Raw genomic sequence first — 26,051 nt, forward strand, 5'->3', positions numbered from 1 at the left:
CACGTCACTGCGGACGGCTCACGTCTTCGTACGGAACTTGTGGATCGCGACCGGCGCCATCACCGCCGTGATCGCCACCGACCAGCCCAGCGTGATCCACAGGTCGTGCGCGACCGGACCGCCCACCATCAGACCGCGCGCCGCGTCGGCGAGCGTGGACAGCGGGTTGTAGTCGGTGAAGGCCTGCAACCAGCCCGGCATCGACTGCGTCGGCGCGAAGATCGACGAGCCGAACTGCAGCGGGAACAGCACCAGGAAGCCCATGGCCTGCACGGACTGGGCGTTCTTCAGGACCACGCCCAGGGTGATGAACACCCACATGATCGACGAGGCGAACACCGCCGACAGGCCCACGGCCGCGAACAGACCGGCCCAGTTCTCGATGTCGAAGCCGACCAGGACGGCGACGATCATCAGCACCGCCGTCGCGAACAGCATCCGCAGCATCTCCACGGCGATCTTCGCGAAGAGCACCGAGCCGCGCCCGATCGGCAGCGACCGGAAGCGGTCCATCACACCGGAGTTGAAGTCCTGGCTGAAGCCGGTGCCGACGCCCTGGGAGAGCGTCATGCTCATCATCGCGATCATGCCGGGGATCACGTACTGCACATAGCCGTCCTGGCCGCCGCCCAGGGCCTGGCCGATCGAGCCGCCGAAGACGTACACGAACAGCAGGGTGAAGACGACCGGCATCAGCAGCGCGTCGAACATCGACTCCGGGTCCTGCCGGATCCACAGCAGGTTGCGGCGGACCAGGGCCCCGGTGTGCCGCACGTGCCCGCGCGGCGAGATCCGGGCGTCGGGAGCCGGGGTGGGGGTGATGGTGGCGGCGCTCATACGGCGACCTCCTCGCGGGCGTCTTCGGTGCTGGGCGCGGGGTCCTGCGGGGCACTGGCGCGGTGGCCGGTGAGGGACAGGAAGACCTCGTCCAGGCTGGGCAGTTCGGTGGTGACGGAGGAGACGGTGATCCCGCGCGCGCTGACCGCGCCGACCACCGCGGTCAGCTGCTCGTCGCTGAGGATCGGCACCAGGACGGCGCCGCGCTCCACGTCCACGGTGGAGCTGGCGAGCCCCGTGATGCCCAGCTCGTCCAGGTAGGAGGCGAGCGGGCGCAGCTGGAGCGGGTCGGCCGGGCGGACGCGCAGGGTGCGGCCGCCGACCTTGGCCTTCAGGTCCTCGATGCCGCCGTTCGCGATGACCTTGCCCCGGTCCACGACGGTCAGCTCGGAGGCGAGCTGCTCGGCCTCCTCCATGTACTGCGTGGTGAGCAGCACGGTGACGCCGTCGCCGACCATGCGCTTGACCTCGTCCCACACCTCGTTGCGGGTACGCGGGTCCAGTCCGGTGGTCGGCTCGTCCAGGTACAGCACCGCCGGGTGCCCGATCATGGAGGCGGCCAGGTCGAGGCGGCGCCGCATGCCGCCCGAGTAGGTGGACGCGGGCCGCTTGGCGGCGTCGGTGAGCGAGAACCGCTCCAGCAGCTCGTCGGCCCGCCTGCGGGCGTCCTTGCGGGACAGGTCGAGCAGGCGCCCGATCATGTAGAGGTTCTCCCAGCCGGGGAGCTTCTCGTCCACGGACGCGTACTGCCCGGTGAGCCCTATCGCCCGCCGCAGCTGCCGGGGCTGCCGTACGACGTCGTAGCCGGCGACGTGCGCCTGGCCGGAGTCGGGCGTGATGAGGGTGGACAGGATGCGGACGAGGGTGGTCTTGCCGGCCCCGTTCGGCCCGAGCACACCCATCACGGTGCCCTCGCGCACGTCGAGGTCGACGCCGTCCAGTGCCTTGGTCTCGCCGTAGTGCTTGACCAGCCCCCGCACGGTGACCGCGCTGCCCGCGACGGTCGGGGGGTTGCCATCGATTCGCTTCATGCAGACGACGTTGTCAGCACCTGCCGACAAACCACCGACATCCCGCCGACACTCCACCGCCAGGACGGTGGCGGCACCGACATCCCACCGACACCGCCGGGACGGCGACCGGCCCCGCCGACGGGGGAAGATCGGCGGGGCCGGTGTGTGGTGCCGCGATGGTTCAGTGGACGGAGTGTTCGTCCTGCGGGAACGTTCCGCCGACGACGTCCTCGGCGAAGGACTTCGCCGCGTCGCCGATGACCTGGCGCAGGTCGGCGTACTTCTTCACGAACTTCGGCACCCGGCCGCCGGTCAGCCCCAGCATGTCGGTCCACACCAGCACCTGGGCGTCCGTGTCGGGCCCGGCTCCGATGCCGACCGTCGGGATGTGCAGCGACCGCGTCACCTCGGCGGCCAGCTCGGCCGGCACCAGCTCCAGGACGACCGCGAAGGCGCCCGCGTCCTGCACGGCCTTGGCGTCGCGCAGCAGCTGCTGGGCCGCCTCCTCGCCCCGGCCCTGCACCCGGTAGCCCATGGCGTTGACGGACTGCGGGGTGAGGCCGATGTGCGCCATCACCGGGATGCCGGACTCGACCAGCAGCCGGATCTGTTCGTGCGACCGCTCACCGCCCTCCAGCTTCACGGCCCCGACGCCCGCCTCCTTCACCAGCCGGGTCGCCGAGCGCAGCGCCTGCACCGGGCCCTCCTGGTACGAGCCGAACGGCAGGTCGCCGACGATCAGGGCGCGCGAGGTGCCCCGTACGACCGCGGCGGACAGCATGGTCATCTCGTCGAGGGTGACCGGCACGGTGGTGTCGTAGCCGAGGTGGCAGTTGCCCGCGGAGTCGCCGACGAGCATGACCGGGATGCCGGCCTCGTCGAAGACGGACGCGGTCATCGCGTCGTAGGCGGTGAGCATGGGCCACTTCTCGCCGCGCTCCTTGGCGGCGGCGATGTCCCGGACGGTGATACGACGGTTGCTCTTGCCCCCGTACAGTGCCTTGTTCCCGTCGGCGGGCCGGCTCTGTGGCGTCTGGGCAGCCGAAAGCTGCGTCATGGCAACGGCTCCTTCATGTCATCTCGAGGCGCCCTCACGGCGTCCCCGGATCCCTTCCATGGTGGCACTTACCGCGCCCCGGCGGCTAGTGGACCCCCGCCACGGGCCCGGAGCGCCCCCTGCGCCGGGCGGGGCGAATGTGCTCGTTCTGTCACAGAGCCGCCCACGGCGGCGGCGTCCGGAACTCCGGACGCCGCCCCGTACGTCCTCGTGCCCGTACGGCCGTCCAGGGACGGCAGGAACGGAACCGATCATCCCCTAGGGTGCTGAGTCACGGGGGGCGACGGTGTGCACGGCAGGCAGTGAGGCGACGGTATGGCGCAGCAGGCGTACATCACGGAGACGGACGACGGCGGCTCGGGGCCCGAGCCGCGGGTGACCCGGATTCGGCGCCTGTACGACCGGGCGGTCGCCGGGTGGCGAGGCGACCGGCGGATCTGGCGCCGGGGCCTGATCACCGCGGCGGTGGCGGTGATCCTGGCGGGCGTCATGGCGGCCCACTCCCACATCCCGAACGCCATCGGCAACCTCGGCAGCCTCACCGAGACCTTCCTGCCGTGGTTCGGCCTGCTGATCCCCGTCCTGCTGGTGATCGCGCTCGCCCGCAAGTCGGCGACGGCGCTGATCGCGCTGGTGCTGCCGGTCAGCGTGTGGCTCAACCTCTTCGGCGGCCTCCTCTTCGACAAGACCGGCGCCGGCGGCGACCTCACCGTGGCCACGCACAACGTCAACGCCGACAACGCCGACCCGGCCGGCACCGCCCGCGCCGTGGCCGCCGCCGGCGCGGACGTGATGGCCCTGGAGGAGCTGAAGGCGACCGCGGTGCCGACGTACGAGGCGGCACTGGAGGCGAAGTACCCGCACCACGCCGTCGTCGGCACGGTCGGGCTGTGGAGCAAGTACCCGCTGAGCGACGTGAAGCCCGTCGACATCCAGCTCGGCTGGAAGCGCGCGATGCGCGCCACCGTCGCCACGCCCGCCGGGCCGGTCGCCGTGTACGTCGCCCACCTGCCCTCCGTACGGGTGAAGCTGGAGGCCGGCTTCACCGCCCGGCAGCGGGACAAGAGCGCGAACGCCCTCGGCGAGGCCATTGCCGACGAGAAGCTGGACCGCAAGATCCTGCTCGGCGACCTCAACGGCACCATGAACGACCGCGCCCTCACCGCCATCACCTCCCAGATGCGCTCCCCGCAGGGCGCGGTGGGCGACGGCTTCGGCTTCAGCTGGCCGGCGGCGTTCCCGATGGCCCGCATCGACCAGATCCTGGTCAGCGGCGTCGAACCGACGACCAGCTGGACCCTCCCGGCGACCGGCAGCGACCACCTCCCGATCGCCGCGCGTGTGAAGGTCGACACAACCGCCTCCTGAGATTCGTCGGCGGAATACTCGCCCTGAGAGCCTTTGTTCCGTACGGGAACATAACGACGTCCCCCTTCCCGTACGCACTCCGCTCGAAGCTCTCGAAAGGCGAGACCCCTCATGCCCCTGGCCCTGCTCGCCCTCGCCGTGGGCGCCTTCGGCATCGGTACCACCGAGTTCGTGATGATGGGCCTGCTGCCCGACGTCGCGGCCGACCTGGACATCTCGATCCCCAGCGCCGGCCACCTGGTCTCGGCGTACGCGCTCGGCGTCGTCATCGGCGCCCCGCTGCTCGCGGCGGCGACCGCGCGGATGTCCCGCCGCACGGTCCTGATCGCCCTGATGGCGCTGTTCGTGGCCGGCAACGCCCTGTCCGCCGTCGCCCCCGGCGAGGTCTCCCTCCTCGCCGCCCGCTTCGTCAGCGGCCTGCCGCACGGCGCCTTCTTCGGCGTCGGCGCGGTGGTCGCCACCGGCATGGTCGCGCCGGAACGCAAGGCCCGCTCCGTCTCCCTGATGTTCCTGGGCCTGACCGTCGCCAACATCGTCGGCGTCCCCGCCGCCACGGCCATGGGCCAGCAGCTCGGCTGGCGGGCGACCTTCCTCGGCGTCAGCGCGATCGGCGTCGCGGCGATAGCGGCGCTGGTCGCCCTGATCCCGCGCGAGAACGCCCCCGCCCCCGCCACGGGCCTGCGCGGCGAACTGGCCGCCCTGCGCTCCGTCCCCGTCTGGCTGGCCCTCGGCACGACGGTCGCGGGCTTCGGCGCGCTCTTCGCCGCGTACAGCTACATCACGCCGATGCTCACGGACGCCGCCGGTTTCGCCGAGGCCAGCGTCACGCTGCTCCTCGCCCTCTTCGGCGTCGGCGCCACCGCGGGCAACCTGCTGGGCGGCCGCCTCGCCGACCACTCCCTGCGAGGCACCCTCTTCGGCGGCCTGGCCTCACTGGTCGTCGTCCTCGCCCTCTTCCCGCTCCTGATGCGCACCCCGGTGACGGCGGCCCTCGCGGTGGCCCTGCTCGGCATGGCCGCCTTCATCACCGGCTCGCCCCTCCAGCTGATGGTCATGGAGAAGGCGTCGGCGGCTCCCTCCCTCGCCTCCTCGGCCAACCAGGCCGCCTTCAACCTCGCCAACGCCGGCGGCGCCTGGATCGGCGGCCTCGCCCTGGCCGCGGGCTTCGGCGTCACCTCCCCGGCGACGGCGGGCGCGGGGCTCGCGGTGCTCGGGCTGGCGGTCGCGGGCGCGGCGTGGGCGGTGGACCGGCGCCGGGGCGCCGCCGCTGCGGCCGTCGGGCGTGAGCGGGTGGTCGCGGGGCACGTGCCGGAGGGGGTGGAAGCGGTACGGCGGTGACGGCGGGGGCGCGGCGGGCGGCTGGTTGAGCTGTGGCCGTACGGCGGCACCGAAAACCGCGTGCGCGGCCCCGCACTGCGGCGCGAGGATGCGGCACATGACCGCCGTCCGCGTGCCCGCCCCCGCCCGCCTCGGTGAGACCCGCCTCCCGGACGGACGCCTGCTCGGCTGGGCCGAGTGGGGTCCGCCGGACGGCGTACCGGTCCTGCTCTGCCCCGGCGCTGCCACGAGCCGCCGGCTCGGCTTCGGCGCGGGCGTGGTGGAGGCGCTCGGCGTCCGCCTGGTCTCCGTCGACCGCCCCGGCCTGGGCGCCTCGACACCCGCCCCCGGCCGCACCTTCACCGACTTCGCCGCCGACATGCGCGCCCTGTGCGCCCTGCGGGGCCTGGACCGCCCGGCCGTGGTCGGCAATTCCCAGGGCGCCCCGTTCGCCCTCGCCTGCGCCGAGGCGGGCGTCGCCTCTGCGCTGGCCCTCGTCTCGGCCGCCGACGAGGTGGCGGTCCCCGAGTTCGCCGCCGCGCTCCCCGCTGAGCTGCGCGCGCTGACCGAACGGGCCGTACGGGACCCGTCCGGCGCCGAGGAGCTCTTCGCCGGCTTCGACGCGGACGCGATGTGGGACATGGTCTTGGGCGGCAGCCCGGCCTGTGACCTCGCCGTGTACCGCGAGGACGGCTTCTCGGCCGCCTACCGCCGCGCCCTGTCGGAAGGCTTCGCTCAGGGCGGGGCGGCCGGATACGCCCGCGACACCGTCCTCGCCATGGGTCGCTGGCCGTTCGCGCTCGACGCCGTCACCGTCTCGGTCGACCTCTGGTACGGCGAACACGACACCAGCCACTCCCCGGACATGGGCGCCCTCCTCACGACCCGGATACGCGGGGCCCGCCGGCACGTCGTACCGGGGATCGGGGGTGCCCTGCTGTGGACCCACGGGGAGTTGGTCCTCACCTTGCTGCTGGACCGTGCCACCCCGCCGGTTCCTGCCGGTTTCTCTCCTCAGTGACCGTGGGCACTTCGCCTGGACGGTCGACGGCCAAGAGCAGCCCGGTAAACGGTCACAGCACGCGCTCGATCTCGATGGCCAGCGCGCCGAGGGCTTCCTTCTCGGGGCCGTAGATGGTGCGGATGTTGGCGAGTTGCTGGTCGCGGGTGGCAGTCGGATTGACGTTGGACGGACCTTCCCCGTCGAGGAGTGCCGTGAAGTCGGGGTACTCGGTGACCCGGAGGACCATCACGTTGCAGCTCTCGCAGGTGTCCTTGATACGGAAGCGGATGGTGTCGCCGACGGCGAGGTCGGCGAGGTGCGGGTACTTGACTCGCACCTCGATGGTCTTGGTGCCCGCTGCGACGAGGTCGAAGTACTGGCGATAGAGGTTGAGTTCGTGGACGCGGGCTGTGCGGTCGGTCATCGGGTGGAAACGCTCCTCGCGGACGGTGCGGTGATCAGACGGCTGATCTCAGCGACCGAGTAAGAACGGAAGAAGTGACGGGGGTCAGAGAGCAGAGTTTCGGTCATGCCGAGCAGTTGGTCGGCGTACTCGGTGACGGTGCCGGGCCACTGCCGGGTGTCGAGCATCCAAGGGGCCGCGCCCTCGGGCAAGGGGGCACGGCCTTCCCGTACGAGGGATTTGGACAGCTTGGCGCCGGTGTCGGACACGACCTGAGGGCAGAACAGTCGGGCCGGGAGCTGGACGCGGGTGAGGCCCACGGCATGGAGCGCCTCGTCGACGAGGTGGGAGCCGAAGACCCAGTCGCCTCCCTTGACCATGACGTGCAGCGTGCCCTGGAGGTTGGTCAGGGCGAGTTCCTTGACCAGGTTGCGGTAGAGCGTGGCCAAGTCCAGGTACGCGCCGGCGGTGGGCATGACCCTGGTCTCGTACTCGCCGTGGTGCAGGCAGACGGCGGAGACCGCCGCCGCCTCGGCTTCGATGCGGCCGATTCGGGTGCGTTCGGCGTGCTTCTCCGCCCAGCCACAGTCGGTGCGCGGGCAGGGGACACGGAGGTGAGGGACGCCGGTGGAAGGCGCTAGCCACCAGCGGGCGGCATCGATGCGGGGGAGGAGACGAAGCCACGTGCGGCGGTAGTGCTCACCGGCCTGCTGCTGCGAGTACGTCTCGATGTGGTGGGGGATGCCCAGACGCCTGGACAGGGTGGTGAAGAGCGGCTGGTAGAGAGCGGTGATGAGGTCGTTCAGGTCCTGCTCGTCCATGGCTTGGGCATAGGCGCGCTGGTAGCGGTGACCGCTGACCGGGTCGGTGGTCAGTTCGTACGGCGCGTTGTCGAGGGCGCTGAACAACACCTCGGTGGGGAGGTCGAAGCGGTCGCGCAGCCGGACGGCCATGGCGAAGGCCAGGGACTGTACGAGCGAGGTGCCGATGTGCGGGGCACCGTTGATCTGGGTCCCGACGACCAGCACGATCCGCTCGGGCGGTTTCGCGAGGATTCGAGGGGTAAGAACGTCCTCGGCGCGGTGGAGGGCGTTGGCGAGAACGGTATTCGGCGAGACGGGGTGCATGGTCATGACGTGTCCCCCTGCGGTTCGGTATCGCGGGACGGCGTGGCTGCCGCCCCGCTCTTGTCGCGGTCAAATGCGGCCCAGACGCACTTTCCGGGGCCCGTCCTCTCCTGCACGCCCCAGCTGTCCGCCGTCGCGGAGACGATCAGCAGGCCGCGACCGTTGACGGCGGACTCCTCGGGAGTGCGTTGGGTCGGGGTGTCGTCGCCGGAGTCGTGAACCTCGATGCGCAACTGGTCGCCGAGGGAGTCGACACGCACGAGGATTAGCCGGCCCGCGGGCGCCCCGTGAATCACCGCGTTGGTGACGAGCTCCGAGGCGCACAGTCGCATGTCGTCGAGGCGGCTCTTCTCACCCCATTCGGTCAGCGTGGCGACGACGAAGTCGCGGGCGGCACGTGGTGCGGTCCGGCGGCGTGGGAAGAGCATGGTGCGGTGCTGGTCCCTGCCCGGAAGGCGATCGGACAGGCCGTTGGCCACCTCGGAGGTGAGTCTGCTTGCCATGGCCAACAGCAAAGCGGCTTAACTCGTTTGGGTCGGGAGCCAGCATGGGGGCCAACCTGGGGGCCACTATGGGGGCCAGAGGTCACGTGTTCCTGGGGGACGGCATGGGCGACACCGGCATCGGCGCCTTGCTCGTCCGGCTGCGTACCGCGCGCGGCTGGAGCCAGCAGAGGGTCGCCGACGAGTACAACACCCTGGAGGGGCGGTCGACGAAGACCGGTAAGGAGGTCGGGCGGTACGAGCGCGAAGCGCGGATCCCCGTGCCCTACACCCGCAAGTACCTGGCACAGGTCTTCGGCGTCGACGTCGCCATGCTCGACCAAGCCGTTGCCGTAAGCAAGGGGCAGCGTGACGAGGCCGGTGCAGTTGGCGTCGAGCAAGCACCCTCTCCGCAGCCGGTCCGAAACTCCGATGCCCGGGCGGAGCCGCTCTCGGCGGACGCGTGGCGGTCGGCCGAGTTTGCCCGGTTCATTGCGCAGCGCAACGCCGACGAGGTCGTCGTAGAGCAACTGGAGGCGGACGTCGGCCGCCTCGCTCGTACGTACGTCAGCCATCCGCTGATGGAGCAGTACGTGGAGATCAAGCGGTTACGGGACGGAGTGTTCGAGCTGCTGCGAGGACGTCAACATCCCCGGCAGACCACCGACCTCTACCTCTCCGCCTCTCGCCTCTGCGGGCTGTCCGCACACGTCTGTCTCGACCTCGGAGACTACGACTCCGCCGCCACACACGCCCGCACCGCCCGGGCTTGTGCCGAGGTGGTCGGACACGAGGGGATGTTCGCGTGGGTCCGTGCGGTGGAATCGTTGATCGCGTACTGGATGGGAAGGCACGAGCAGGCGGCCCGACTGGCGCAGGCCGGTCTGTGCCACAGGACGAGCGGCACCATCGGCGCACGGCTTGCGAGTCTGGAGGCGCGGGCGTTGGCGATATGCGGCGACTCGGCCCGTGCGCTCGATGCCCTGGCGGATGCCGAACGATCTCGTGAGGCGATCACGGGCCGGGACGAGGTAGGGGGAGTTTTTGACTTCCCTGCGGCCAAGCAGTTCGCGTACGCCGGGACGACCCTCCTGGCTGTGGGTGGGCAGGAGCAGGTCCAGCGGGCCATCGTCAGTGCCGAGACGGCCATTCGCCTTTATCGCAGCGCGGACGGAGACGACCAGTCGGTAGGCGACCTGTTCGCCGCGCACCTCGATCTCGCACGCGGGCACCTGCTCCTGGGCGACCTGGACGGTACGGCGGAGAGGCTCGGCTTCGTTCTTGAGGCGTCGCCGGAGCGGATGTCGGCCAGTATCGTGCGTCGGCTCACCGCTCTCGGGCGGGAACTGGGAGCGCCGCAGTACGGTAGGGCTGCGCAGGCGGTACACCTGCGTGAACGACTCCAGCACACGGCCGTCCGTGCGTCCTTGCCCGCCGCCCACCCTCCGGAGTTGCCGACGTGACCGACCTGTCCGCTGCCCACGACGCAGCCGTCACCGACCGGACCCGCCTGGCGGACAGCGCCTACAACGGAGACCGGGACCTGTCTGCCAGGCAGTCGCTCTATCGGTGGCAGACACCCCGGTACGACCTCCCCGGCCTCGTCGCCGAGCGGCTGGGTGACGTACGCGACCGGGTCGTGGACATCGGTTGCGGCAACGGCAAGTTCATCCAGCGACTTCGTCAGGACCGCCCGGACCTGTCTCTGCTCGGTCTCGACATCGCCCCGGGCATTCTCGCCGGCGTCCCTGGCCCGGTCGCCGTGGCGGATGCCACGAGGCTGCCGCTGGGCGCGAAGAGCGTCGACGCGGCTCTCGCGCTCCACATGCTGTACCACGTGCCCGACATTCCCCAGGCGATCAGAGAATTGGCCCGGGTCGTGGCCCGTGACGGATTGGTCATCGCTTCCACCAACAGCGATCGCGACAAGGCCGAACTCGACGACCTCTGGCAGCGGGCCGCCGGAGAGGTCCTCGGCATTGACCGCGGTCCGGCGCGAATCTCGCTCAGCGCTCGGTTCTCCCTGGAGAAGGCTCCAGCATTGCTTGGCGACGAGTTCAGCCGCGTGGAGGTCGTCGAACTGCCAGGAACCATCACTGTTCGTGAGCCCGAGCCTGTCATCGCCCACATGGCTTCGTATCGCGCCTGGGCGGACCAGCACGACGTCCCCTTCGACGAGACCATCGGCAGAGCCCGTGCAATCGTCGCCGACTGCATCGCCCGGCACGGTGCGTACGAGATCACCTGCCTCGGCGGCATCCTTGTTTGTCGGCGGTGAAAACGCCTCTGTCCGACGGCTACAAGGTGCTCGTGTGGCCGACGTTGTCAGCCGACAACGGCAAGGAGAGAGCCCCGGACACAGCGGTCCGGGGCTCACGCTCACCTGGAGGCGCGCGCCTCAGGCCATGGTCGTGTGCGCGTGACCCTGCGCCGAGGCGCCGCCGAAGGCCGCCGAGGCGCCCAGACCGGCGGTTACGGAGAGCGGGCCGACCTCCGCGTGGAAACCGGCGCCGAGCGCACCACCGGCGGTGATGACGGCCACACCGGCGTCGACACCGATGGTGCCGCCGGACACCTGGTCCAGGTCCGCGTCGGAGATCTCAGCCGTTTCGACCTGGGGGACGAGGTTCATGGCAGGTCTTTCCTCTCGTGCTGACGAAAAAGTGGGAGCGGTAAGGCACGCACGCCCGCATTCCGAGGTGGGAGGCCCGAAACCGGCCACCGGCGTGCCGCGCACCGATCAAAGCACGGCGGCGAACGGCCTAGCATCCGTGTCCGGTTGGCGGCCCTCTCCTGGTGCCTTTGAGGTCATCAGTGTGTGCGAACGGTCGAGGAAAGGGCCCGCGTCTTCACGCTTCCCGCCGGTGATAGAGCTCCCCGGGGGCCGGGACGGGCGCAGCGGGCGCGGTGAGCGTCCGCCACACCCACTCCCTGCGGCCGTGCGATGAACGGTGTGCAGGTCTGAGGGAGGTTTGGCACCGGCCGGCGTCGTCCCGCAGGACCGAGCGCAACCGCTGCCACGGCCGATGGCCAGCCGTCACCGCGACTGGCCTTCCGCCGGGTGATCGCGGCTCCCCGCTGGCTGCCGATCGCAGTCATCGTCACCGTCAGCGTGAAGGACAGCGAGTCGTCCCACGGCTTGCCCCGCACCCAGTGCCAGAACGTGGCTGCGAGTCCGACCACGACAAGTAGGTAGCCAGAACTGCCGGCCAGTACACCATCCGGCGTCGGCGCCATGGAGGCGTGGCCGCATCACCTGACCGCTGACGACCCGTCATAACGACCGGCTACCCCATGAGGATGGGAGAACGCGTGCTTCCTCTCCCTCTGAGCAGCCTCGCTTGAGCCATGGTGGCTGAGCGACGCGCTGCCGCGGACAGCACCGCGGTTGAGAAGTTGCAGGTTTTACTGACGTGTGCATTAAGGCGGTGGCAAGATTGTCAGCTTGATGATGCCAACCTGGGAGACTGAGTGATTCCGCATACTCGTATGACGAGGTCTCGACTCTACGTTCTCGTTGACTCAGTTGAAGCCGACATGCGGAACCTTCTAGTCCGCTACGTGCTCGATCACATGGACGAAGAGTCTGCTCTGGGGCCGAACTACGAAAAGGCCAACCTGCGTCGCGAGGCGGAGGGGCCGGGGGAACCGATTAGTGCCGTCCAGTACTTGGACGTGCGTGAGGCTTATGACGTACTCAACAGGCATCGCGAATCTCTGCCTGCAGACCTAGGCAGGGAGCTGCGGGAGAATACTCCATCCATGGACCTACTCGTACCTATCAGAAATCGAGTGATGCATGGGCGGCCACTACGGGCCGGCGACCCGGAGACGGCCGTCAGTGTTTGCAGAAATTTCCGAACCCGTTACTGGAACCTCCTGAAAGGCATTCTGGACCATCTTGACGCCGACCCAACCTGGGAACCTGCTTTCGAAAACCAAGGGCGACGCTCAGATCGAGTTCTGCACAATCTGCCTCTTCCTGAGTACGATGAAACGGGGTTGATTGGTCGATCTGAAGACTGCAAGAAAATCGTCTCTCACCTCGTTAAGCGACGGGAATCAATGCTAACGATTACGGGCGAGGGAGGGATTGGCAAGACGGCAACCGCGCTTGAAGCGGCTTACACGCTGGCTGATGATCCAGAGTCGCCCTACGAGTGTATTCTTTGGGTTTCGCTTAAGACAGAGCGACTGACCCCCTCTGGGGTCGTTGGTATCGTAAATTCGATTAGAGATCTCACGGGTGCCGCACGAGAGCTCGGTCAGGCTTTTGACGCGGATTTCCGTGGTGGGATCAATGATCTAGCAGAGGCCCTTGAAGGGATTGAGACGTTGCTTGTCATTGACAATTTGGAGACTGTTGATAGTGAAGAGGTGGTGGCACTGTATGAACGGCTGCCAGACAGTGTTAATTATCTATTCACAAGTCGCGTTGGGGTGGGGCAGTTCGAGCGCCGGATTCCGTTGGGTCCATTGAAAGTAAAAGATGCCTCGAGTCTCTTTCGCCACTTCGCTCGATCGCGAGATGTTTCTAGGCTAGTACGCCTGGCCTCCGATACGGTGAATGAAGTGGTTAAAAGGCTCAGGTATAGCCCCTTGGCTATTCGGTGGTACATTCTATCCGTAGAGGCAGGCGAACAGCCGAACTTGGCCCTAGTGAACCAAGAAGAACTTTTGGACTTCTGTGTCAGGTCTGTGTACGACAGGACGACACAAAGCGCGCAAGGGGTTCTTCTGGCGCTTTTCGCTCTCGAAAGAGAGGTTACCTTCGATGAGCTGGCTGTGCTCACGGAGGTTGATATCGATTCGCTGCGTAGGTCGATTCAGGAGCTACTTAAGGGTTCGATGGTCCGCCTGGAGAACGATCCAGACGGTTCATTGATTTCGCGTGTTAGCCTCACAGAGACTGCTAAGTCCTACCTGCGACGGGTTAATACCCCGAACCCAGTCGCAGTGAACTCGATCTTGGAGAAGGAGCAGGATTTCAGACGGTCTGCCGAGCATCGGCGTAACGACGAAAAGGCCAGGAAGCTCGCGCCTAACGTCGTGCGTACGCGCACGAACAATGACGAACCGGTGGCGCACCTTCTACGAAAGGCTCTGAAGGAATCGAAAGATGGCGCCTTCGGAGCGAGTCTAAGCTTGGTGGAGAAGGCGCGATCCATAAGCCCAGAATTTTGGGAGGTGGATCGAGTGCAAGGCTTCATCCTGTCGGCGCAAGGAAACGTTGACGCGGCGACGTCTGCTTACCTTGCGGCCCTTAGGAAGGCCAGGGCAGGTGATGATGATCTCGCTGAGGCGGTTGTGGGATACTTCTTCGCCGGACATCTAGCGAGGAAAGCGCACGAGACTGACAAAGCAGTGGAGTATGCGCGTATTGCGCATGGATACTTCAATAGTGCAGAGACGGCGCAAACGCTCGGATCCTACTTGATTTGGATCAAAGAATTCGGCGAAGGTCAGCAGCTGCTTGAGTGGGGGCTCGATTGCGCTGAAGGGAGGATTAAGCTTATTACGCTTACTGCGCTAGTGGATTCCTGGCGACGCTGGTCAGAGTACCTTGTCGATCACGAGCACAGGGCCCTGGAAGCCGCAGACAAAGCTCACGCTGGATTCTCTATCGGCGACCAGGAGATTAGAGGTGGCGTATCCGACTTGCGTCTCTTTGATACAGTTCTTGAGAGTGTATCGCAGTATATTCGATGCATAACGGCGCCGGGTGTTGATTTCACCATCAAGGACCTTCAGACAGCTCGTTTGATGAAGCGAGTTAGCACACAGCTATTCGCATTTGAGGCGTGCCGGGCGTGGCGGCATTTCCCTGGGCATGTTGCCAAGTTGCGGCGTACGACTAGTAGTTCCGAAATTCAAGAGTTGTGTGATCGAATTTTGGAATATGCTCGTCCGTCAACAGGTGCAGAGCTAACGGATCAGGATCTGCAACGCGACGACGTGGTCGAAGGTGTGGTGAAGGCTTGGTGCTCTACGTACGGTTTTATCGCTCATCCGCGATTCCCTAAAGACGTGTTCTTTCACGCTTCGGCGCTAGAAGATGGCAACCGAGGCGCGAGCTTCGAGGACCTTACAGGGAATATCGTCCGGTTCATTCCAAGGATTGAATCCGATGGACGCGTTCGTGCTAACTGGGTGCAAGTCGCCCGTGACTAGCAGTACTTCGTAGAACTCTTGAGTGCGGCGCGGTAAGTGTTGGGTCTGTCTAGCTGCACCACATGTCGAGCGACGCGCGGGTCCCGAAGGCCGTGGGCGGCTTGCACGAGGGTGCCGATCTTGCGCCAGACGGCCCAGGGATATCCCACGCCTGGTGAGACGCCTTGGGGCCGACGGTGCGCGACCGTCGGCCCCAACCGTTGAATCAGCGGGAAACTCTCTCCGACTGCCCTCACAGCACCGGCAGCGACTTCCGCAGCTCGAACGCGGTGACCTGCGACCGGTACTCCTCCCACTCCTGCCGCTTGTTGCGCAGGAAGAAGTCGAAGACGTGCTCGCCGAGGGTCTCGGCGACCAGGTCGCTGCGTTCCATCAGGGCGAGGGCCTCGCCCAGGTTCTGGGGGAGGGGCTCGATGCCCAGGGCGCGGCGCTCCGAGTCGGACAGGGCCCAGACGTCGTCCTCGGCGCCCGGCGGGAGTTCGTAGCCCTCCTCGATGCCCTTGAGGCCGGCGGCGAGGAGGACGGCGTAGGTCAGGTACGGGTTGGCGCCGGAGTCGATGGAGCGGACCTCGACGCGGGCCGAGCCGGTCTTGCCGGGCTTGTACATGGGGACGCGGACCAGGGCCGAGCGGTTGTTGTGGCCCCAGCAGATGTAGGAGGGGGCCTCGCCGCCCGCGCCCGCCGTGCGCTCGGTGCCGCCCCAGATGCGCTTGTAGGAGTTCACCCACTGGTTGGTGACCGCCGAGATCTCCGCCGCGTGCCGCAGCAGGCCCGCGATGAAGGAGCGGCCGACCTTGGAGAGCTGGTACTCGGCGCCGGACTCGTAGAACGCGTTGCGGTCGCCTTCGAAGAGGGACAGGTGGGAGTGCATGCCCGAGCCGGGGAACTCCGAGAACGGCTTCGGCATGAAGGTGGCCTGGAGGCCCTGTTCGAGGGCCACCTGCTTCATGACCAGGCGGAACGTCATGATGTTGTCGGCCGTGGAGAGCGCGTCGGCGTATCGGAGGTCGATCTCCTGCTGGCCGGGTGCGCCCTCGTGGTGGGAGAACTCCACCGAGATGCCCATCGACTCCAGCATGGTGATCGCCTGGCGGCGGAAGTCCATGCCGATGTTCTGCGGGGTGTGGTCGAAGTAGCCGGAGTTGTCGGCGGGGGTGGGGACCGTGCCGTCGACCGGCTTGTTCTTCAGCAGGAAGAACTCGATCTCCGGGTGGGTGTAGAAGGTGAAGCCCAGGTCGGAGGTGCGGGCCAGGGCGCGCTTGAGGACGTAGCGCGGGTCCGCGAAGGACGGGGAGCCGTCCGGCATCAGGATGTCGCAGAACATACGGGCCGTGCCGGGGGCCTCCGCGCGCCAGGGCAGCACCTGGAAGGTGGAGGGGTCCGGCTTGGCGATCATGTCGGACTCGTAGACCCGGGCGAAGCCCTCGATCGCCGAGCCGTCGAAGCCGATGCCCTCGTCGAAGGCCTGCTCCAGCTCGGCCGGGGCCACGGCGACGGACTTCAGGAAGCCCAGCACGTCCGTGAACCACAGGCGTACGAACCGGATGTCGCGCTCCTCCAGCGTCCGGATCACGAACTCCTGCTGCTTGTCCATCTTCCGCTTCCCCATCCTCGCTGGTCAGGCCGCCTGTCTCCGGTACGGCGGGAGGCGGTCGGGCACCTGGGCCATCACACCACAGCACGGTTTCGTACGCGTTGCGGACCGCGGTCGGCCCACCTGCCCTCCCCGCAGCGTAGAGGCCACCTGTTCGATCGGGCCATTCCGGGGATCCGCCGGGACGGATCCTGTGATCGCCCTACGAACGACGGGCCCCGCCGCATTACGATCAGCGGACCTCACAGCTCCCTTTCCGTTGACGTTTCCCCAGAAGGGCACACCCCATGGGTTCCGCCAAGAAGAGCAGCAACCAGGCGCGACAGGCCCGCATAGCCGAGATGCGACGCGCCGAGGAGGCCCGCGAGCGCCGGAACCGGATCCTGACCATCGCGGTCAGCACCGTGGTCGTCGCCGGTCTCGTGGTCGGCGGCGTCTTCCTCGTCCGGTCGCAGTCCGACGACTCGGACGACATGGCCTCGAACGGCGACGGGTCGAAGACCTCCGGCAAGTTCGTCACCGGCGAGGACGGGGTGCGCACCTGGGAGGGGAACCTGGGCCGCAACCACGTCACCAAGAAGGTGTCCTACCCCGCCGAGCCCCCCGTCGGCGGCGACCACAACCAGGTCTGGATGAACTGCGACGGCGACGTCTACACCAAGCCGCTGAACAACGAGAACGCCGTGCACTCCCTGGAGCACGGCGCCGTGTGGGTGACGTACACCGACAAGGCCCCGAAGGCCGAGGTGGAGAAGCTGGCGGAGAAGGTGAAGAAGACGCCGTACTCGCTGATGAGCCCCAACGACAAGCAGAAGGACCCGATCATGCTGACCGCCTGGGGCCACCAGCGCACCGTGACGGGCGCCGACGACCCGAACGTCGACAAGTTCTTCGAGAAGTTCGTCCAGGGTAAGCAGACCCCCGAGCCTGGGGCCGCGTGCACCAACGGGCTGTCGCAGTGACCCCGAGGCGGGCCGGCTGGATCGCGGGGGCCGCCGCCGCGGCCCTCGTCGCGGCCGGCGGTATCACCTACGCCGTCGCCGGGGACGACGGCGCGGGCCGGGTCCCGACGGCCGACTCCGCCGACGCCGGGTTCGCGCGGGACATGGCCGTGCACCACCAGCAGGCCGTGGAGATGTCGTACATCGTCCGCGACCGCACCGACGACGAGGAGGTGCGGCGGCTCGCGTACGACATCGCGCAGACCCAGGCCAACCAGCGCGGCATGATGATCGGCTGGCTGGACCTGTGGGGGCTGCCCAAGGTGTCGTCCGACCCGCCGATGACCTGGATGGGGATGGGTGAGATGCCCTCGGCGGGGGAGGGGTCGCTGATGCCGGGCATGGCCACCGACGCCGAGATGGAGAAGCTGGCGACCCTCGACGGGAAGCAGGCCGAGGTCTACTACCTCCAGCTCATGACCGAGCATCACAAGGGCGGCGTCCACATGGCCGAGGGGTGCGCCGAGAAGTGCACGGTGGGGGTGGAGAAGCGGCTGGCCCAGGGGATGGTGGAGTCGCAGGAGTCGGAGATGCGGCTGATGGCGGACTTGCTCGCCGAGCGGGGTGCGAAGCCACGCGCGTGAGGCTTCGGACATGAGGCGGAAACCGGTACGTCACCCCATTGCGTCGTTCTGACGATTACACTGGCCGCCGTGCCCCGCCTACGACTCGCCCTGAACCAGATCGACTCCACCGTCGGCGACATCGACGGCAACGCCGAGTCGGTCGTCCGCTGGACCCGGCACGCGGCCGGGCAGGGAGCGCACCTGGTGGCGTTCCCGGAGATGGTGCTGACCGGGTACCCGGTCGAGGACCTGGCCCTCAGGCCGTCCTTCGTGGCGGCCTCCCGCGCCGCCCTGCGCTCCCTCGCCGCGCGCCTCGCCGACGAGGGCCTCGGCGGGCTGCCGGTGGTCGTCGGGTACCTCGACCGTTCCGCGAGCGCACAGCCGAGGTACGGCCAGCCGGCCGGCGCCCCGCAGAACGCGGCGGCCGTGCTGCACGGTGGTGAGGTGGCCCTGAGCTTCGCCAAGCACCACCTGCCCAACTACGGCGTCTTCGACGAGTTCCGCCACTTCGTGCCCGGCGACACCATGCCCGTGGTGCGGGTGCGCGGGGTGGATGTCGCGCTGGCCGTCTGCGAGGACCTGTGGCAGGACGGCGGCCGGGTGCCGGCGGCGCGTTCGGCGCGGGCCGGTCTGCTGCTGTCCGTCAACGCCTCGCCGTACGAGCGGGACAAGGACGACACCCGGCTGGAGCTGGTCCGCAAGCGCGCCCAGGAGGCCGGCTGTACGACCGCCTACCTCGCCATGACCGGCGGACAGGACGAGTTGGTCTTCGACGGCGACTCGATCGTGGTCGACCGGGACGGGGAGGTGCTGGCGCGGGCGCCGCAGTTCACCGAGGGGTGCGTGGTGCTGGACCTCGACCTGCCCGCCGCCGACGCGGACGCGCCCACCGGCGTCGTGGACGACGGGCTGCGTATCGACCGGGTCGTGCTCTCCGAGGAGCCGGCGCCCACCGTGGGTGAGTGGCTGTCCGGCGGGGTCGCCGAGCGGCTGGACGACGACGAGGAGGTCTACTCGGCCCTCGTCGTCGGACTGCGCGCGTACGTGGCGAAGAACGGCTTCCGCTCGGTGCTCGTCGGACTCTCCGGCGGCATCGACTCCGCCCTCGTCGCCGCCATCGCCTGCGACGCGGTCGGCGCGGAGAACGTCCACGGCGTCTCCATGCCCTCCAAGTACTCCTCCGAGCACTCCAAGGACGACGCGGCGGAGCTGGCCCGGCGCACCGGGCTCCACTACCGCACCGTGCCGATCGAGCCGATGTTCGACGCGTACACGGGGGCGCTGGAGCTGACCGGTCTGGCCGAGGAGAACCTCCAGTCGCGGCTGCGCGGCACGCTGCTGATGGCGATCTCCAACCAGGAGGGCCACCTGGTCCTGGCCCCGGGCAACAAGTCGGAGCTGGCGGTCGGGTACTCGACGCTGTACGGCGACTCGGTGGGCGCGTACGGGCCCATCAAGGACGTGTACAAGACGTCCGTCTTCCGGCTCGCCGAGTGGCGCAACCGCGCGGCCACGACCCGGGGACAGACACCGCCCATCCCCGAGAACTCGATCACCAAGCCGCCCAGCGCCGAACTGCGCCCGGGCCAGGTCGACACGGACTCCCTGCCGGACTACCCGGTCCTGGACGCGATCCTGGAGCTGTACGTCGACCGGGACCGGGGCGCGGACGAGATCGTGGCCGCCGGGTACGACCGGGAGCTGGTGACCAGGACGCTGCGCATGGTCGACACCGCCGAGTACAAGCGGCGCCAGTACCCGCCGGGCACCAAGATCTCCCCGAAGGGCTTCGGCAAGGACCGCCGGCTCCCGGTCACCAACCGGTGGCGGGAGCGGGGCTGACCGGCGGCTAGCCCTGCCGCTTCAGGTCCGCCAGCACCTTGTGCAGCGGCTCCGCCTCCCGGCGGCGGTACTCCTGGATCGCCCAGCCGTTGCCGTCGGGGTCCTTGAAGTACATGAAGGTGGCGCCGTCGTCCGGGGCGTACTGGACGGGTTCGGAGACGTCCAGGCCGCGCCCCACCAGCTCCGCGTGGGCCGCCTTGATGTCGGCGACGCAGAGCTGGAGGCCCTGGTAGGAGCCCGGTTCGGGCTTGGTCTGGCCCTGTGCCATGTCCCAGATGGCGTCGCCGAGGGCGATCGAGCAGCCCGAGCCCGGCGGCGTGAGCTGGACGATGCGCATCCCCGGCATGACCTCCTGGTCGATGTCGACGTGGAAGCCGACCTTGTCCCGGTAGAAGTCCCGGGAGCGGTCGATGTCGGTGACGGGCAGCGGGATCACTTCGAGGGTGAAGTCCATGACGTGACTCCTTCGATGCCGATTGTCAGTGGTTTCAGTAGTGGTACCGCGCCTGGACGACGATCAGCTCGTCGTCGCCCGGCTTGTACACCAGACGGTGCGTGTCGTCGATGCGCCGTGACCAGTAGCCGGACAGGTCGCCCTTGAGCGGCTCCGGCTTGCCGATGCCCTTGAAGGGGTCGCGCGCGGTGTCGGCGAGCAGTCTGTTGATCCGTCTGGTCATCTTCCGGTCGCTCTCGGCCCAGTGGACGTAGTCCTCCCAGCCGTGCGACGTGAAAGCGATCCTCACGCCCGCTCCGCGTCCGGGTCGATCAGCTCGCGGTGCCGCGCCTCGCCGGCCTCGGCCTCCGCGATCGAGTCGAGCAGACGGCGGGCGTTCCTCGGCGACCGCAGCAGGTGCACGGTCTCCGTCCACGCCGTGAAGTCCTCCTCGGACATCAGCACGGCGTTCCCCTTGCGGGAGGTGATGTGCACCGGGGCGTGGTCCTCGTTGACCTGCTCTATCAGCGGGAACAAGTTCTGACGGGCTTCGCTGGCGGTAATGGACATACCGGTGCCTCCCTTCACGGCTTGTACAAGATATCGTACGAGTCCAGAGCGGGCCACCGGAAGCCCGGTTACGCTCAGCTCTGTAGCACCCCCCTTACCACCCCCTTGATCCCACAGGTCCGACAAGGAGGCCGAGATGACGGCGCCGGGGCGCAGGAGCAGTACCTTCACGCGGCTGCTGCGGCACGGCTTCACCGATCCCTCGGCCGCCGAGCGGCTGCTGGACGGAGCGGAGCTGGCACCGGTCCGCAACGACCCCGTGCTGCTGGAGGCCCTCGGCGCCACCGCCGACCCCGACCTCGCCCTGCACGGCCTGGTCCGGCTCCTGGAGGCGCAGCCCGACCCCACCGCCCGCCGGGAGCTGCTGGACACCCTGATAGCGGCCAAGCCGCTGCGCGACCGTCTCCTCGGTGTGCTCGGCGCCTCCGAGGCGCTCGCCGACCACCTCGCCCGGCACGCCGGCGACTGGCAGGCACTCGTCACCTACGAACCCCGCGACCTGCACCGAGGCGTGGACGACTTCGAGCGGGGCCTCGCCGAGGCCGACGACCCCGTCTCGCTGCGCGTCGCCTACCGGCGCTGCCTGCTGTCCATCGCCGCCCGCGACGTGTGCGGCACCATCGACGTCGCCGAGACCGCCGCCGAACTGGCCGACCTCGCCACCGCCACGCTGCGTGCCGCCCTCGCCCTCGCCGAGGCCGCCGCGCCCGAGGACGCCGCGCTGTGCCGGCTGGCGGTGATCGCGATGGGCAAGTGCGGCGGACACGAGCTGAACTACGTCTCCGACGTCGACGTCATCTTCGTCGGCGAGCCGGCGGAGAGCACGGCCGGAAGCCCCCACGCCGACGAGACCAAGGCGCTGCGGGCCGCGACCTCGCTCGCCTCGCACATGATGCGGATCTGCTCCGAGACCACCGTCGAGGGCTCCATCTGGCCCGTCGACGCCAACCTCCGCCCCGAGGGCCGCAACGGCCCGCTGGTGCGCACCCTCAGCAGCCACGTCGCCTACTACCAGCGCTGGGCCAAGACCTGGGAGTTCCAGGCGCTGCTCAAGGCCCGTCCGGTGGCCGGCGACCCCGGCCTCGGCGCCGAGTACGTCGCCGCCCTCCAGCCCCTGGTCTGGCAGGCGGCCGACCGCGAGAACTTCGTGCCGGACGTGCAGAAGATGCGCCGCCGGGTGGTGGAGACCATCCCCGCCGCCGAGGTCGACCGCCAGCTCAAGCTCGGCCCGGGAGGCCTCCGGGACGTCGAGTTCGCCGTGCAGCTGCTCCAGCTGGTGCACGGCCGGGCCGACACCTCCCTGCACAGCGGTACGACGCTGGCCGCGCTGGAGGCGCTGGCCGCGGGCGGGTACGTGGGCCGGGCGGACGCCGCCCAGCTCGACGAGGCGTACCGCTTCCTGCGCTCCATGGAGCACCGCATCCAGCTGCACCGGCTGCGGCGCACCCACCTCGTGCCCGAGGACGAGGCCGACCTGCGCCGCCTCGGCCGCTCCCTCGGCCTGCGCACCGACCCGGTGCCCGGGCTGCTGCGCGCCTGGAAGCGGCACGCCTCCGTCGTACGGCGGCTGCACGAGAAGCTGTTCTACCGGCCGCTGCTCGACGCCGTCGCCCAGCTGGCGCCGGGGGAGGTCCGGCTCAGCGCGGAGGCGGCCCGCGAACGCATGGTCGCCCTCGGGTACGCCGACCCGGCCGCCGCGCTGCGGCACCTGGAGGCGCTGGCGTCGGGCGTCACCCGCAAGGCGGCCATCCAGCGGACCCTGCTGCCCGTGCTGCTGGGCTGGTTCGCGGACTCCGCCGACCCGGACACCGGTCTGCTCAACTTCCGCAAGGTCTCCGACGCCCTCGGCAACACGCCCTGGTACCTGCGGCTGCTGCGGGACGAGGGGGCCGCGGCCGAGAACCTGGCCCGGGTGCTCTCCGCCGGGCGGCTCGCCCCCGACCTGCTGATGCGGGCACCCGAGGCGGTCGCGCTGCTCGGCGACGGCAACTCCGGGGGGCTGGCGCCGCGCGGCCGGGCGCAGCTGGAGCAGGAGACCCTCGCCGCGGTCCGCCGCGCCGACGGCGCCGTCCAAGCGGTCACCGCGGTGCGCGGGGTCCGCCGCCGGGAGCTGTTCCGTACGGCCGCCGCGGACATCGTCGGCTCCTACGGCACCGAGGCGCAGCCCGTCGAGGCCGACCAGGGCGCCCTGGTGGACCGGGTCGGCGGCGCCGTGTCCGACCTGACGGCGGCGACCCTGGCGGGCACGCTGCGGGCGGTCGTGCGGGAAGGGTGGGGCGACACCCTGCCGACCCGGTTCACGATCATCGGCATGGGCCGCTTCGGCGGGCACGAGCTGGGCTACGGCTCGGACGCGGACGTGCTCTTCGTGCACGAACCGCGGGACGGGGTCGACGAGCGGGAGGCGGCGGACGCGGCCAACAAGGTCGTCGCCGAGATGCGCCGCCTGCTCCAGGTGCCCAGCGCCGACCCGCCGCTGCTGATCGACGCCGACCTGCGGCCCGAGGGCAAGTCCGGGCCGCTGGTACGCACGCTCAAGTCGTACGAGGCGTACTACCGGCGCTGGTCGCTGGTGTGGGAGCGGCACGCGCTGCTGCGGGCCGAGTTCGTGGCCGGGGACGAGGACCTGGGGCGCCGGTTCACCGAGCTGGTCGACCCGCTGCGGTACCCGGCGGACGGGCTCGGCGACGACGCGGTGCGGGAGATCCGGCGGCTCAAGGCCCGGATGGAGTCGGAGCGGCTGCCGCGCGGCGCGGACCCCAAGCTGCACGCGAAACTGGGGCCGGGCGGACTGTCCGACGTGGAGTGGACCGTGCAGTTGATGCAGCTGCGGCACGGGCACGCGGAGGCCGGGCTGCGGACCACCCGGACGCGGGCGGCACTGGCGGCGGCGTGCGAGGCCGGCCTCGTCTCCGAGGAGCACGCCGCGACGCTCGACGAGGCGTGGGTGCTGGCGACGCGGGTGCGGAACGCGGTGATGCTGGTGCGGGGGAGGGCGGGGGACACCTTCCCGACCGATCCGCGGGAGCTGGCGGCGGTGGGGCGGTACCTGGGGCACGGGCCGGGGCACGCGGGGGACATGCTGGACGAGTACCGGCGTACGGCGCGGAGGGCTCGGGTGGTGGTGGAGGAGCTGTTCTACGCGTAGCCGCCCGCGCGCTACGCGCGCGTGGGCAACCACGCCCTGCGCCGCTCACCGACCCGTGGCACGTCCCTCGGCAGCGCATGCGGCAACGCCCCGTACCAGGCGAACGCCACCGCGTACCCGAACCCCAGACACAGCACGCCCCCCACCGCGTCCAGCCAGAAGTGGTTGGCGGTCGCCACGATCACCACCAGCGTCAGCGCCGGGTACACCAGCCCCAGCACCCGCACCCACGGCACCGAGGCCAGCGCGAAGATCGTCACCCCGCACCACACCGACCACCCGATGTGCATCGACGGCATCGCCGCGTACTGGTTGGACATGTTCTTCAGGTCGCCGGACGCCATCGAGCCCCACGTGTCGTGGACCAGCACGGTGTCGATGAAGTTCCCGCCGTTCATCAGCCGGGGCGGGGCGAGCGGATACAGGTAGTAGCCGACCAGGGCGACGCCCGTCGTCGCGAAGAGGACCAGCCGGGTCGCCGCGTAGCGCCCGGGATGGCTGCGGTACAGCCACACCAAGACACCCAGCGTCACCACGAAGTGCAGTGTCGCGTAGTAGTAGTTCATGCCGACGACCAGCCAGGTCACCGAATTCACGGCATGGTTGACCGACTGCTCGACGGCGATGCCCAGTTGCTGCTCGACGCGCCAGATCCAGTCGGCGTTGCGCAGTGCCTGGACCCGCTGCTCGGGCACCGCGTTGCGGATCAGGGAGTACGTCCAGTAACTGATCGCGATCAGCAGGATCTCGAACCACAGCCGGGGCCGGCGCGGTGCGCGGAACCGGCGCAGGAGGCCCTGCCCCGTCCCCTCCGTGACGGGGTGCGGAACGCCTAGTTCCTGGCGTTCCGGAGTCCTCACGGTCACGTCACCCATAGGCATGAAGTCTGCCAGAAAAGCCCTGTCCCACCGATCATCCCCCGGGAGGATGCGGGCCGCATCCGGCCACTACGGGATGGCCGGGACGGGCGTCAGGGCCGGCTCCGCTCGCCCGGCGCCGAAGCCGTCGAACCGCGCACCACCAGCTCCGGCATGAACACGAACTCGCTGTGCGGGGCGGGTGTCCCGCCGATCTCCTCCAGCAGCGTGCGCACCGCCGCCTGTCCCATCGCCGGGACCGGCTTGCGGACCGTCGTCAGCGGTGGGTCGGTGAAGGCGATCAGCGGCGAGTCGTCGAAGCCGACGACCGAGATGTCCTTGGGCACGTCCAGCCCGCGCTGCCGGGCCGCACGTATCGCCCCCAGCGCCATCATGTCGCTGGCGCAGACCACGGCCGTGCAGTCGCGTTCCATGAGGGCGGTGGCCGCCGCCTGGCCGCCCTCCAGGGTGTAGAGGGAGTGCTGGACGAGTTCCTTCCGCACCGTCTCGGCGTTCAGGTCCAGCTGCTCCTGGACCGTGCGGACAAAACCCTCGATCTTGCGCTGCACCGGCACGAACCGCTGCGGTCCGAGGGCCAGCCCGATCCGGGTGTGGCCGAGCGAGACCAGGTGCGTGACCGCCAGGCTCATCGCGGCGCGGTCGTCGGGGGAGATGAACGGCGCCTGCACCTTCGACGAGAAACCGTCGACGAGGACGAAGGGCACGCCCTGCGCGCGCAGCCGCTCGTAGCGCTGCATGTCGGCGGTGGTGTCGGCGTGCAGACCGGAGACGTAGATGATGCCGGCGACGCCCCGGTCGACCAGCATCTCGGTCAGCTCGTCCTCGGTGGAGCCGCCCGGGGTCTGGGTGGCGAGCACCGGGGTGTATCCCTGCCGGGTCAGCGCTTGGCCGATGACCTGGGCCAGCGCCGGGAATATCGGGTTCTCCAGCTCCGGGGTGATCAGACCGACCAGGCCCTCGCTGCGTTGCCGCAGCCGGACGGGCCGCTCGTAGCCGAGCACGTCGAGGGCGGCCAGTACGGACTGGCGGGTGGTGGCGGCGACGCCCGGCTTCCCGTTGAGGACGCGGCTGACCGTCGCTTCGCTCACCCCCGCCTGGGCGGCGATGTCGGCAAGCCGTGTGGTCACAGGGGTGGACTGTACCTGTCGGCCGCCCCCTTGCACACCGATCGGGCGCCGTGGGCGGCCTGTTGGACGGCCCGTCGGACGGCCCGGCGCGGGCTGCTGCGTCATCGCGCTCCC

23 protein-coding genes are annotated in these 26,051 nt (G+C 69.2%); 10 read left to right on the forward strand and 13 right to left on the reverse strand.

From position 1 onward, the window contains the following. Positions 1-18: 18 nt before the first annotated feature. From KUM03_RS27880 to panB, 3 genes are all read right to left on the reverse strand, one after another. Positions 19-837, reverse strand: a complete 819-nt coding sequence (locus KUM03_RS27880) for an ABC transporter permease (protein ID WP_217252534.1) — start codon at positions 835-837, stop codon at positions 19-21. Continuing rightward, complete coding sequence (locus KUM03_RS27885; RefSeq protein ID WP_217252536.1) at positions 834-1,868, reverse strand: ATP-binding cassette domain-containing protein; 1,035 nt, start codon at positions 1,866-1,868, stop codon at positions 834-836. Before KUM03_RS27885 ends, KUM03_RS27880 begins: the two co-directional genes overlap by 4 nt. Before the next feature lie 163 nt (positions 1,869-2,031). Next, positions 2,032-2,907 (reverse strand): 3-methyl-2-oxobutanoate hydroxymethyltransferase, encoded by an 876-nt coding sequence (gene panB, locus KUM03_RS27890; RefSeq protein WP_217252539.1) that lies wholly within the window; start codon positions 2,905-2,907, stop codon positions 2,032-2,034. A 315-nt stretch (positions 2,908-3,222) separates the two neighbouring features. On the opposite strand from panB, the gene KUM03_RS27895 reads away from it, so the two are divergent. From KUM03_RS27895 to KUM03_RS27905, 3 genes are all read left to right on the forward strand, one after another. After that, positions 3,223-4,275 carry an endonuclease/exonuclease/phosphatase family protein gene (locus tag KUM03_RS27895; protein WP_217252541.1) on the forward strand — a complete coding sequence of 351 codons (1,053 nt, stop codon included), beginning with the start codon at positions 3,223-3,225 and terminating at the stop codon, positions 4,273-4,275. Between the two features lie 111 nt (positions 4,276-4,386). Next, on the forward strand, positions 4,387-5,613 hold the full coding sequence (locus KUM03_RS27900) for an MFS transporter (protein WP_217252543.1): 1,227 nt from the start codon (positions 4,387-4,389) through the stop codon (positions 5,611-5,613). Positions 5,614-5,710: 97 nt separating this feature from the next. Then, entirely contained in the window at positions 5,711-6,613 is a 903-nt protein-coding gene (locus tag KUM03_RS27905) for an alpha/beta fold hydrolase (protein ID WP_217252546.1), read from the forward strand. A gap of 52 nt (positions 6,614-6,665) precedes the next feature. Here KUM03_RS27905 and KUM03_RS27910 read toward each other — a convergent pair whose 3' ends face one another. The 3 genes from KUM03_RS27910 to KUM03_RS27920 are packed head-to-tail and all read right to left on the reverse strand — an operon-like array spanning position 6,666 to position 8,628. Continuing rightward, positions 6,666-7,019 (reverse strand): ASCH domain-containing protein, encoded by a 354-nt coding sequence (locus tag KUM03_RS27910; RefSeq protein WP_217252548.1) that lies wholly within the window; start codon positions 7,017-7,019, stop codon positions 6,666-6,668. Next, positions 7,016-8,131, reverse strand: coding sequence for a hypothetical protein (locus KUM03_RS27915; protein WP_217252550.1), 1,116 nt, complete (start codon positions 8,129-8,131; stop codon positions 7,016-7,018). Before KUM03_RS27915 ends, KUM03_RS27910 begins: the two co-directional genes overlap by 4 nt. After that, positions 8,128-8,628: an ATP-binding protein gene (locus KUM03_RS27920; protein ID WP_217252552.1), complete on the reverse strand. Its 501-nt coding sequence runs from the start codon at positions 8,626-8,628 to the stop codon at positions 8,128-8,130. Before KUM03_RS27920 ends, KUM03_RS27915 begins: the two co-directional genes overlap by 4 nt. A 104-nt stretch (positions 8,629-8,732) precedes the next feature. Between KUM03_RS27920 and KUM03_RS27925 the strand changes: the two genes are divergently transcribed. Both KUM03_RS27925 and KUM03_RS27930 read left to right on the forward strand, forming a co-directional pair. Further along, positions 8,733-10,070 carry a helix-turn-helix domain-containing protein gene (locus tag KUM03_RS27925; protein ID WP_217252554.1) on the forward strand — a complete coding sequence of 446 codons (1,338 nt, stop codon included), beginning with the start codon at positions 8,733-8,735 and terminating at the stop codon, positions 10,068-10,070. Further along, positions 10,067-10,885, forward strand: coding sequence for a class I SAM-dependent methyltransferase (locus KUM03_RS27930; protein WP_217252556.1), 819 nt, complete (start codon positions 10,067-10,069; stop codon positions 10,883-10,885). Before KUM03_RS27925 ends, KUM03_RS27930 begins: the two co-directional genes overlap by 4 nt. 120 nt (positions 10,886-11,005) lie before the next feature. Here KUM03_RS27930 and KUM03_RS27935 read toward each other — a convergent pair whose 3' ends face one another. After that, positions 11,006-11,239: a hypothetical protein gene (locus KUM03_RS27935; RefSeq protein WP_217252558.1), complete on the reverse strand. Its 234-nt coding sequence runs from the start codon at positions 11,237-11,239 to the stop codon at positions 11,006-11,008. A gap of 929 nt (positions 11,240-12,168) precedes the next feature. Here KUM03_RS27935 and KUM03_RS27940 point away from each other — a divergent pair. Beyond that, entirely contained in the window at positions 12,169-14,778 is a 2,610-nt protein-coding gene (locus KUM03_RS27940) for an NB-ARC domain-containing protein (RefSeq protein WP_217252560.1), read from the forward strand. A gap of 232 nt (positions 14,779-15,010) precedes the next feature. On the opposite strand, the gene glnA is transcribed toward KUM03_RS27940, so the two are convergent. Continuing rightward, positions 15,011-16,372 (reverse strand): type I glutamate--ammonia ligase, encoded by a 1,362-nt coding sequence (gene glnA / locus KUM03_RS27945; RefSeq protein ID WP_217252562.1) that lies wholly within the window; start codon positions 16,370-16,372, stop codon positions 15,011-15,013. Between the two features lie 287 nt (positions 16,373-16,659). Here glnA and KUM03_RS27950 point away from each other — a divergent pair, with 287 nt between their 5' ends. The 3 genes from KUM03_RS27950 (at position 16,660) to KUM03_RS27960 (ending at position 19,781) form a co-directional block, all read left to right on the forward strand. Further along, positions 16,660-17,334: a DUF3105 domain-containing protein gene (locus tag KUM03_RS27950; protein ID WP_217252564.1), complete on the forward strand. Its 675-nt coding sequence runs from the start codon at positions 16,660-16,662 to the stop codon at positions 17,332-17,334. Continuing rightward, positions 17,331-17,957: a DUF305 domain-containing protein gene (locus KUM03_RS27955; protein ID WP_217252567.1), complete on the forward strand. Its 627-nt coding sequence runs from the start codon at positions 17,331-17,333 to the stop codon at positions 17,955-17,957. Before KUM03_RS27950 ends, KUM03_RS27955 begins: the two co-directional genes overlap by 4 nt. A 69-nt stretch (positions 17,958-18,026) precedes the next feature. Continuing rightward, a complete protein-coding gene (locus KUM03_RS27960; protein ID WP_217252569.1) occupies positions 18,027-19,781 on the forward strand; it encodes an NAD+ synthase in 1,755 nt (584 codons plus the stop codon). A 7-nt stretch (positions 19,782-19,788) separates the two neighbouring features. Here the strand turns inward: KUM03_RS27960 and KUM03_RS27965 are convergent, their stop codons facing one another. From KUM03_RS27965 to KUM03_RS27975, 3 genes are read right to left on the reverse strand one after another with little or no spacing between them, the layout of a single operon-like run. Next, on the reverse strand, positions 19,789-20,235 hold the full coding sequence (locus KUM03_RS27965; RefSeq protein WP_217252571.1) for a VOC family protein: 447 nt from the start codon (positions 20,233-20,235) through the stop codon (positions 19,789-19,791). Between the two features lie 34 nt (positions 20,236-20,269). Then, on the reverse strand, positions 20,270-20,524 hold the full coding sequence (locus KUM03_RS27970; RefSeq protein WP_073722360.1) for a Txe/YoeB family addiction module toxin: 255 nt from the start codon (positions 20,522-20,524) through the stop codon (positions 20,270-20,272). Beyond that, positions 20,521-20,784 (reverse strand): type II toxin-antitoxin system Phd/YefM family antitoxin, encoded by a 264-nt coding sequence (locus KUM03_RS27975; RefSeq protein WP_043373664.1) that lies wholly within the window; start codon positions 20,782-20,784, stop codon positions 20,521-20,523. The genes KUM03_RS27970 and KUM03_RS27975 overlap by 4 nt, the downstream gene beginning before the upstream one ends. Before the next feature lie 136 nt (positions 20,785-20,920). Here KUM03_RS27975 and KUM03_RS27980 point away from each other — a divergent pair, with 136 nt between their 5' ends. After that, positions 20,921-23,932 carry a bifunctional [glutamine synthetase] adenylyltransferase/[glutamine synthetase]-adenylyl-L-tyrosine phosphorylase gene (locus KUM03_RS27980; protein WP_217252573.1) on the forward strand — a complete coding sequence of 1,004 codons (3,012 nt, stop codon included), beginning with the start codon at positions 20,921-20,923 and terminating at the stop codon, positions 23,930-23,932. 11 nt (positions 23,933-23,943) lie between these two features. Here the strand turns inward: KUM03_RS27980 and KUM03_RS27985 are convergent, their stop codons facing one another. Together KUM03_RS27985 and KUM03_RS27990 are read right to left on the reverse strand one after the other, a co-directional pair. Continuing rightward, positions 23,944-24,807 carry a phosphatase PAP2 family protein gene (locus tag KUM03_RS27985; RefSeq protein ID WP_217252576.1) on the reverse strand — a complete coding sequence of 288 codons (864 nt, stop codon included), beginning with the start codon at positions 24,805-24,807 and terminating at the stop codon, positions 23,944-23,946. Positions 24,808-24,902: 95 nt separating this feature from the next. Continuing rightward, positions 24,903-25,937 (reverse strand): LacI family DNA-binding transcriptional regulator, encoded by a 1,035-nt coding sequence (locus KUM03_RS27990; protein ID WP_217252578.1) that lies wholly within the window; start codon positions 25,935-25,937, stop codon positions 24,903-24,905. Positions 25,938-26,051: the final 114 nt, after the last annotated feature.

The sequence above is a fragment of the Streptomyces sp. AC602_WCS936 genome (genome assembly GCF_019049125.1).
Classification (GTDB): Bacteria; Actinomycetota; Actinomycetes; order Streptomycetales; family Streptomycetaceae; genus Streptomyces.

Excerpts from the sequence above, each read along its gene's own strand:
- KUM03_RS27985 (WP_217252576.1), bottom strand. The coding sequence starts at position 24,807 with ATGGGTGACGTGACCGTGAGGACTCCGGAACGCCAGGAACTAGGCGTT.
- KUM03_RS27885 (WP_217252536.1), bottom strand. The coding sequence starts at position 1,868 with ATGAAGCGAATCGATGGCAACCCCCCGACCGTCGCGGGCAGCGCGGTC.
- KUM03_RS27980 (WP_217252573.1), top strand. The coding sequence starts at position 20,921 with ATGACGGCGCCGGGGCGCAGGAGCAGTACCTTCACGCGGCTGCTGCGG.
- glnA (WP_217252562.1), bottom strand. The coding sequence starts at position 16,372 with ATGGACAAGCAGCAGGAGTTCGTGATCCGGACGCTGGAGGAGCGCGAC.
- KUM03_RS27975 (WP_043373664.1), bottom strand. The coding sequence starts at position 20,784 with ATGTCCATTACCGCCAGCGAAGCCCGTCAGAACTTGTTCCCGCTGATA.
- panB (WP_217252539.1), bottom strand. The coding sequence starts at position 2,907 with ATGACGCAGCTTTCGGCTGCCCAGACGCCACAGAGCCGGCCCGCCGAC.
- KUM03_RS27950 (WP_217252564.1), top strand. The coding sequence starts at position 16,660 with ATGGGTTCCGCCAAGAAGAGCAGCAACCAGGCGCGACAGGCCCGCATA.
- KUM03_RS27895 (WP_217252541.1), top strand. The coding sequence starts at position 3,223 with ATGGCGCAGCAGGCGTACATCACGGAGACGGACGACGGCGGCTCGGGG.
- KUM03_RS27920 (WP_217252552.1), bottom strand. The coding sequence starts at position 8,628 with ATGGCAAGCAGACTCACCTCCGAGGTGGCCAACGGCCTGTCCGATCGC.
- KUM03_RS27965 (WP_217252571.1), bottom strand. The coding sequence starts at position 20,235 with ATGGACTTCACCCTCGAAGTGATCCCGCTGCCCGTCACCGACATCGAC.
- KUM03_RS27910 (WP_217252548.1), bottom strand. The coding sequence starts at position 7,019 with ATGACCGACCGCACAGCCCGCGTCCACGAACTCAACCTCTATCGCCAG.
- KUM03_RS27900 (WP_217252543.1), top strand. The coding sequence starts at position 4,387 with ATGCCCCTGGCCCTGCTCGCCCTCGCCGTGGGCGCCTTCGGCATCGGT.
- KUM03_RS27905 (WP_217252546.1), top strand. The coding sequence starts at position 5,711 with ATGACCGCCGTCCGCGTGCCCGCCCCCGCCCGCCTCGGTGAGACCCGC.
- KUM03_RS27880 (WP_217252534.1), bottom strand. The coding sequence starts at position 837 with ATGAGCGCCGCCACCATCACCCCCACCCCGGCTCCCGACGCCCGGATC.
- KUM03_RS27925 (WP_217252554.1), top strand. The coding sequence starts at position 8,733 with ATGGGCGACACCGGCATCGGCGCCTTGCTCGTCCGGCTGCGTACCGCG.
- KUM03_RS27935 (WP_217252558.1), bottom strand. The coding sequence starts at position 11,239 with ATGAACCTCGTCCCCCAGGTCGAAACGGCTGAGATCTCCGACGCGGAC.
- KUM03_RS27915 (WP_217252550.1), bottom strand. The coding sequence starts at position 8,131 with ATGACCATGCACCCCGTCTCGCCGAATACCGTTCTCGCCAACGCCCTC.